This window comes from Komarekiella delphini-convector SJRDD-AB1, assembly GCF_014831675.1.
GTDB lineage: Bacteria > Cyanobacteriota > Cyanobacteriia > Cyanobacteriales > Nostocaceae > Komarekiella.
This window is the reverse complement of record NZ_VJXY01000016.1, coordinates 117410-123993: the sequence shown is the minus strand read 5'-3', so window position 1 is coordinate 123993 and position 6584 is coordinate 117410. Positions and strand designations below refer to the sequence as shown.

The 6584-nt window shown below is 42.0% G+C and carries 5 protein-coding genes; all 5 read right to left on the bottom strand.

Features of this window, described 5'->3' with window-relative positions; translation table 11 throughout:
* Positions 1-647 precede the first annotated feature (647 nt).
* The 5 genes from FNW02_RS16405 to FNW02_RS16385 all read right to left on the bottom strand — a co-directional run bounded on the left by FNW02_RS16405 (position 648) and on the right by FNW02_RS16385 (position 6425).
* Positions 648-1334 (bottom strand): PHP domain-containing protein, encoded by a 687-nt coding sequence (locus tag FNW02_RS16405; protein ID WP_191758577.1) that lies wholly within the window; start codon positions 1332-1334, stop codon positions 648-650.
* A gap of 337 nt (positions 1335-1671) precedes the next feature.
* Complete coding sequence (gene purM, locus FNW02_RS16400; RefSeq protein WP_191758576.1) at positions 1672-2700, bottom strand: phosphoribosylformylglycinamidine cyclo-ligase; 1029 nt, start codon at positions 2698-2700, stop codon at positions 1672-1674.
* A 199-nt stretch (positions 2701-2899) separates the two neighbouring features.
* The gene (locus FNW02_RS16395) at positions 2900-3106 is read right to left on the bottom strand and encodes a hypothetical protein (RefSeq protein WP_191758575.1); all 207 of its coding nucleotides are present in this window, start codon (positions 3104-3106) and stop codon (positions 2900-2902) included.
* Positions 3107-3447: 341 nt separating this feature from the next.
* Positions 3448-4050 (bottom strand): superoxide dismutase [Fe], encoded by a 603-nt coding sequence (gene sodB, locus FNW02_RS16390; protein WP_191758574.1) that lies wholly within the window; start codon positions 4048-4050, stop codon positions 3448-3450.
* 770 nt (positions 4051-4820) lie between these two features.
* Positions 4821-6425 (bottom strand): bifunctional pantoate--beta-alanine ligase/(d)CMP kinase, encoded by a 1605-nt coding sequence (locus FNW02_RS16385; protein WP_191758573.1) that lies wholly within the window; start codon positions 6423-6425, stop codon positions 4821-4823.
* Positions 6426-6584 lie beyond the last annotated feature (159 nt).

Sequence of the window (6584 nt, the reverse complement as noted above, 5' to 3'; positions counted from 1 at the left end):
GGACAAGAAATTTGATTCAAATTAACTAAAATCCCTATTAGGGATTGAAACTCACAGGTTCTCAAATTGAGGTAGAAATCGCTGAAAGATTCAAATTAACTAAAATCCCTATTAGGGATTGAAACGATATTCCTGCCAACGATTGGTAATGCGCTCAGGAATTCAAATTAACTAAAATCCCTATTAGAGATTGAAACACAAGTGCAACTTTTGAGCCAAGGACAAGAAATTTGATTCAAATTAACTAAAATCCCTATTAGGGATTGAAACTCACAGGTTCTCAAATTGAGGTAGAAATCGCTGAAAGATTCAAATTAACTAAAATCCCTATTAGGGATTGAAACGAATTCTTTGCAGTGTGCGACGGGTGCGACGAGAGGCTAGAATTCAAATTAACTAAAATCCCTATTAGGGATTGAAACTTACTGGTCACAGTTCCCACTAAATCAATCACTTATTCCAATTAACTAAAATCTCTATTAGAGATTGAAACGGAATTGATAAATACAAACGTTTGTTAGCAGAGGTATATTTCAATAACCCAAAATCCCTATTCAGAAAGTTGAGGCACAGGTTTTTATCATGAATCAGGGGTTGTTGATTCTCGAACCTGACCCTCAATCATCTGAAGCGATCAAAGCTCTAGTTTACAACCGTTGTAGCAGACTTAAACCGTGGGTATCAGTACCACATGTATTGAAAAGAGAGTATTCACCAGCTAACTCTTGCATTTGCTGTGATTCCAAAGCGCTGGGTTGCCAAGGGTTAGGATTATTGTAAGCGTAGAAACTTTCAACGCCATCGATACCCTTTTGGGCTGCTGCTGGAATTAGGTCGAAATGCGATCGCTTGTACCGAGCTGGATGAGCAAGTACTGCTAATCCTCCAGCTTCGTGAACAGCTGCAATCACGTTACTTGCCTGATATTCTTTACCTGTAGTAGCCTTTTTTTGCAGATAGGGTTTCATACTAGAATGTTCTGGCTCGAAAGCATAAGCCAAAATATGAACTTCTATATCCAAAAGATTGGCATTGATTTCCACGCCACTCCACAGGTGAGGAGTCCTTGCGCCAGGGTTATTCCACTTCCAGTCTTCCAACCAAGTTTGTGCCAGTTGATAGCCAGCAATACTATGATGGTCAGTGATCGCGAATCCTTCTAGACCAATAGCGATCGCTTGCTCCATCAATCCGTTCGGCTGCAACCTTCCATCCGAGTAGACGGTGTGCATATGGAAGTTGAACAACCTCGGACAACTTTGTGCATCAATGTTCTGGAATACTTGTTTCAAAAGCTCTGTGGAAGCAGTAGTCCGAGCAAAATTTACAGCCATAACCCCCTCTGAAGAAAAATACGTAATTTTTAATACACCAACATCTCAAACTTACAGATGAGAGATAACCAGCACGGTAAATTAGTGTTGGCAATTAATTTCTCAGCTTCATGAGCGAATTTTTTCAATATGTTAAGACTACGTTAGCAAATCTAAACGCAGACGGTTATGAGCATTTTCGATTGCTCTTATAAGGCTTAGTAAAAAATATTGTTAATAAAACTTTTAAATACTGTTATTACATTTGCTGAATAATTGCCTAAAATTCAGGCTTGTAGAGTTATTCTCTCTACTAAGCCTCAAGTAAACCTCTGATTTGATGTGTAAAAATTATCTTTTATCTAGATAATCCCACTAATTCACCCGAACCAGTAATGACTTCACCAATTACATAAGTAGGAATATCCTCTGATTGAAAGTGGGTAATTGTCTGCTCTGCCTGATGAGGTGACACTAACAGTACAAATCCAATTCCCATATTGAATGTATTGTACATGGCTTCAGGACTGACCGCTCCGGCTTCAGCTAGCCATTGAAATGCGGGAGGGATAGTCCAACTGCTGAAGTCAATTTTAATTGCTTGACCCTTCCCTAAGCATCTGGGCAAATTTTCTGGCAATCCACCACCTGTGATGTGAGCCATACCGTGAATGTCCAACCCTGCTTTTAGTGCTGCTAGAACAGGTTTGACGTAAATACGGGTGGGTTTGAGGAAAGTTTCGCCGATAGTTTCACCATTTAAAGATTTTGGGCGATCATTCCAAGAAAACCCGCGATCGCTAACAATCTTTCGTACTAAACTCAAACCATTACTGTGTACACCAGTACTAGCAAGAGCGATCGCTACATCCCCTACTTGTGGCTGCGAACCATCCAGCATCCGGCTTTTTTCCACAATTCCTACACAAAAACCAGCCAAGTCATACTCACCTAGCTGATAGAAACCAGGCATTTCTGCCGTTTCTCCTCCCAGTAAGGCACAACCCGCTTGCTTACACCCAGAGGCTATACCCGTCACCACCTGAGTTAACTGCTCTTTGTCCAGCTTACCTGTGGCCACATAATCTAAAAAAAACAGCGGTTCTGCGCCAGATGTCAGCACATCGTTTACGCACATCGCTACTAAATCAATGCCAACGGTGTCATGACGATTGAGAATGTGAGCGATTTTTAGCTTTGTACCCACACCATCCGTCCCAGAAACCAATACTGGTTCCTTAAAACCCCCTGGTAATTGAAAGCACCCACCAAAACCACCCAGTCCGCCAATTACTTCCGGTCTAAAAGTGCTGTGAACCAAATTGCGAATTTGATCTACGAAGCCTCGACCAGCTTCAACATCAACTCCTGCATCCCGATAATCCATAAGATTTAGTCAATAGTCAATGGTCAAAAGTAGAGACGCAACGCCAGTTGCTACAACGGGGGGAACCCCCGCAACGCGCTGGCTCATTAATCGCGTCTGTACAAGAGCGCGATTAATCGCGTCTGTACAAGAGTCAAGGGCAAAAATTAATTTCTTTGAACTTTGGAATTTGGACAATAGACTGCTAACTCTTGACTTATTAGAATACTTCATCTTCAATGCCTCGCCACCATTCCCCCAAATTCATCAAGTCTTGGTAAATATCTTCTAATTCTTCGGCATAGATATCTTCTGAAAGGGAGGCTCGACGCTCTTGCAGTTTCTTAAGGCGTAGTTGTACTAATAGCCAAGGTTTAGAGATGCTATTTGTTGCTTCGATGTATTGCGCTAGTTCTTCGCTATCCATAAATTTGATATTTTGCTTTTATTAAGCTCATCCCACCCCTAAAAGGAGATGGGATTTCACGTTGACAGTTGACAGTTGACTGTTAACCGTCAACCGTCAACTGTCAACAGCCTAAAAAGGCGTCTTTCATCCCATCTAGAAGTAATGGGTTTTCCCGACGCCTTTTTATAACTGTTTGCTGTCTCTTGCCTGTTTCCCCCATTTCCTATATACCCAGCCAATCAAAAACAGCCACGATACTAGTCGTGACTGCTGGCGATATTGGTCAATTAACTAATTGTCTAAGCTTTACTAAGCTTAGTAAAAGCCACTATTACAACCAGTTTACAACTGGTAGCCAATTAAGCTTTAGCTAAATTTTCATTAGCGAAGTCCCAGTTTACTAACTGATCCAAGAAATTCTTGATGAATGCCGGACGAGCATTTCTGTAGTCGATATAGTAGGCGTGTTCCCAAACATCCAAGGTTAGGAGCGCCTTTTTGCCATGAGCTAGAGGGTTTTCAGCATTCGGTGTTTTGATCACCTTCAGAGTGCCACCATCATCAATCAACCAAGCCCATCCGCTACCAAATTGAGTTGCAGCAGCGTTAGAAAATTCTTCCTTAAATTTGTCGAAGCTACCAAAATCTTTGTTAATCTTAGTTGCGAGTTCACCTGTGGGTGCGCCACCACCGGAAGGCTTCAAGCAACTCCAGAAGAAGGTATGATTCCAAACTTGGGCAGCGTTGTTGAAGATTCCGGTCTTGGAGGAGTCTTTGAAGGAAGTTTGGATCACCTCTTCTAAAGACTTATCAGCAAGTTCCGTACCTTCAGTGAGTTTGTTTAAGTTGTCTACATAAGCTTTGTGATGCTTGCCATAGTGATACTCGAAAGTCTCACCTTTCATGCCATACGGCTCTAGAGCATTAAAGTCGAAGGGTAGGGGGGGCTGTGTAAATGCCATTTTGTGAAATCCTCTCTTTACCGTTTTCCAGTTTAAAGCTATTGGAGAAGCTTAGGAAATTGCAGGTTTAGTGTTCGGTAGTTTTATATCCTTAAATGCTGAGATATAAAACTTAACATCGTCATTCTACTACCAAAGTGAAGATTAAAACAAAGTACTTCGGTAATAAGTCAAATCTTTTGGAGTTTATAACTATAAATTAAACAATTAATGCTCTATGGAAAGAGTCCAATAGCTAATTAGCATTTAACGATTTTAAAGCACGTTACCTTGGAACTCTGATACTTGAGTTTATATAAACTAAATTATATATCCCCTTTAATCCTCTCTTAACAATGGGTATTAAAAGGATAGTCTATGCTGGTTGGATTATGGTTCAAATTTTGTTTAACTGATTATATAGCTTGAAGACTTCCACCTTTAGTAGTATTTAAATAGATTATTTATATAGGTCTTAAGCCAGATGTATTAAGACTTAAATTATAAAAAGGCGTCGGGAAAACCCATTCCTTCTGGGTAGATGATAAAAGACGCCCCGACGCTGTTAACTGTTAACAGTCAACTGTCAACAGTCTTTCGTTTTATCCCATCCCCTTTTAGAGGTGGGATGAGCTTAACTAAAACTAACGTTACAGTGTTTAATTTCAACTTAATACAGCCGATCGCAATAAATAGCTCATACTGTATTTTGAGGCTCTGTTTTGCGGATGATGAATGAAAAATCACTCACCACCCGATTAGACTAATAAATTAACAGCAAATTATAGTAACTACCATTGAGATAAGCGTTGCTGGTAGTGGTTAACAATTTGTGCAGTGACTTCTGAGACGTTCAGACCATCGGTTTTAACTTCAATTGCATCAGCTGCCTTTTGCAAAGGAGAAACTTTGCGAGTGCTATCTTTCCAGTCACGTTCAGCAATGTCCCGTTCTAGCTGTTCTAAACTCACTTCGGGTTGACCTTGTTTATTAAAGTCTTGCTGGCGGCGGCGTGCGCGTTCGCTAACAGAAGCGGTCAAGAATATCTTCAGCTCGGCATCGGGGAATACGTGAGTGCCTATGTCTCGTCCTTCAGCAACCAAACCACCTTTTTTGCCCCAACTATGTTGTTGTTCAACCAGTGCTTGACGTACAGCGTTTTGTGCCGCTATTGCAGATACGTTGGATGTCACCTCAATACTGCGAATTGCCTGGGTAACATCAATATCATTAATCCAAACCCGCACTGGAGATTGTAAATCTTCGCTGGGGATAAGTTGAATTTTACATTGGTTAGCTAATTCGGCGATCGCACACTCATCATCAATGGCAATACCTTTTTGCAACACTAGCCAAGTGATAGCGCGGTACATTGCTCCAGAATCTAAGTACACTAGACCTAGCTCCGTTGCCACTTGACGAGCCACCGTAGATTTTCCCGCGCCAGCTGGGCCATCAATAGCGATGATGGGCTGGCGATCGCACAAGATGGTATTGTCAATCAAACGTGTAGAACCAAGACGAGCTGCGATCGCCAGCATTCCTTCCTCCTCAATTTTTTCTAAAGTCATCAACGTAGTCGGTTCAACCAATTCAATATATTCCACGAAGACCTTGCTGACCATTGCCACTTCTTGCTGTACCATTGCTATCAACTTGCTGCTATTGCGATCGCCTGCTTTGAATGCCGCTTCAGCTCGTTGCAAACCGCGATATAACACCGCCGCCTGCTCTTTTTCTGTTGCAGTCAAATATTGATTGCGAGAACTCAAAGCCAAACCCGACGCTTCTCGCACCGTTGGACAACCAACAATCTCTATTGGCAAATTTAAATCAGCTACTAGCCGTTTAATAATTGCCAACTGCTGACCATCCTTTTGACCAAAATAGGCTCGGTCAGGTTGCACCAAGCTGAAAAGTTTGGTCACAATCGTAGCGACACCCTGAAAGTGACCTAGCCGAGAACGACCACACAAGCTTGTTATCATAGCAGATGGGGGGATAACTTGTGTAACCTCTGATTCTTGTATACTCTTCTGGGGAACTGCCATTTCTTCCGGAGTAGGCGCAAAAATTGCATTTACCCCAGCTTGTTCGCACAGTTGTCGATCTTGCTCTAAAGTGCGGGGATAGTGTTGATAGTCCTCGTTGGGAGCGAATTGCAGGGGATTGACAAAAATACTGACAATCACCGTAGAATTTTCTTGCCGCGCCCGTTGAATCAAGCTTAGATGACCTTGATGCAAATTTCCCATAGTCGGTACAAGACCAACTGCCGTCTGTTGCCAACTAGTGGCTTCATCTAGCACCAGATCCTCTGGCACAATCAGCTTGTTTTCTAAGCAGCGTTTAGTTAAATAGCAGCGTAAAGCTGCGACTGTTGTCAGCAGGCGCACAAAATACCCCTAGTTCTTCTTGAGCCTCTTCCCAGTTAGTTTATATCTGAAATGGGGGAAAGAGATGTTTGAACTAGGGGAATTAAGCGATTGGGGGTTAGGGATTGGGTATTAGGAAGAGACAAGTAGAGGAGGGGGAGACAAGGAGATACATGTTCA

Coding starts and splice junctions, on each gene's coding strand:
- FNW02_RS16405 (WP_191758577.1), bottom strand. CDS start 1,334: ATGGCTGTAAATTTTGCTCGGACTACTGCTTCCACAGAGCTTTTGAAA.
- purM (WP_191758576.1), bottom strand. CDS start 2,700: ATGGATTATCGGGATGCAGGAGTTGATGTTGAAGCTGGTCGAGGCTTC.
- FNW02_RS16395 (WP_191758575.1), bottom strand. CDS start 3,106: ATGGATAGCGAAGAACTAGCGCAATACATCGAAGCAACAAATAGCATC.
- sodB (WP_191758574.1), bottom strand. CDS start 4,050: ATGGCATTTACACAGCCCCCCCTACCCTTCGACTTTAATGCTCTAGAG.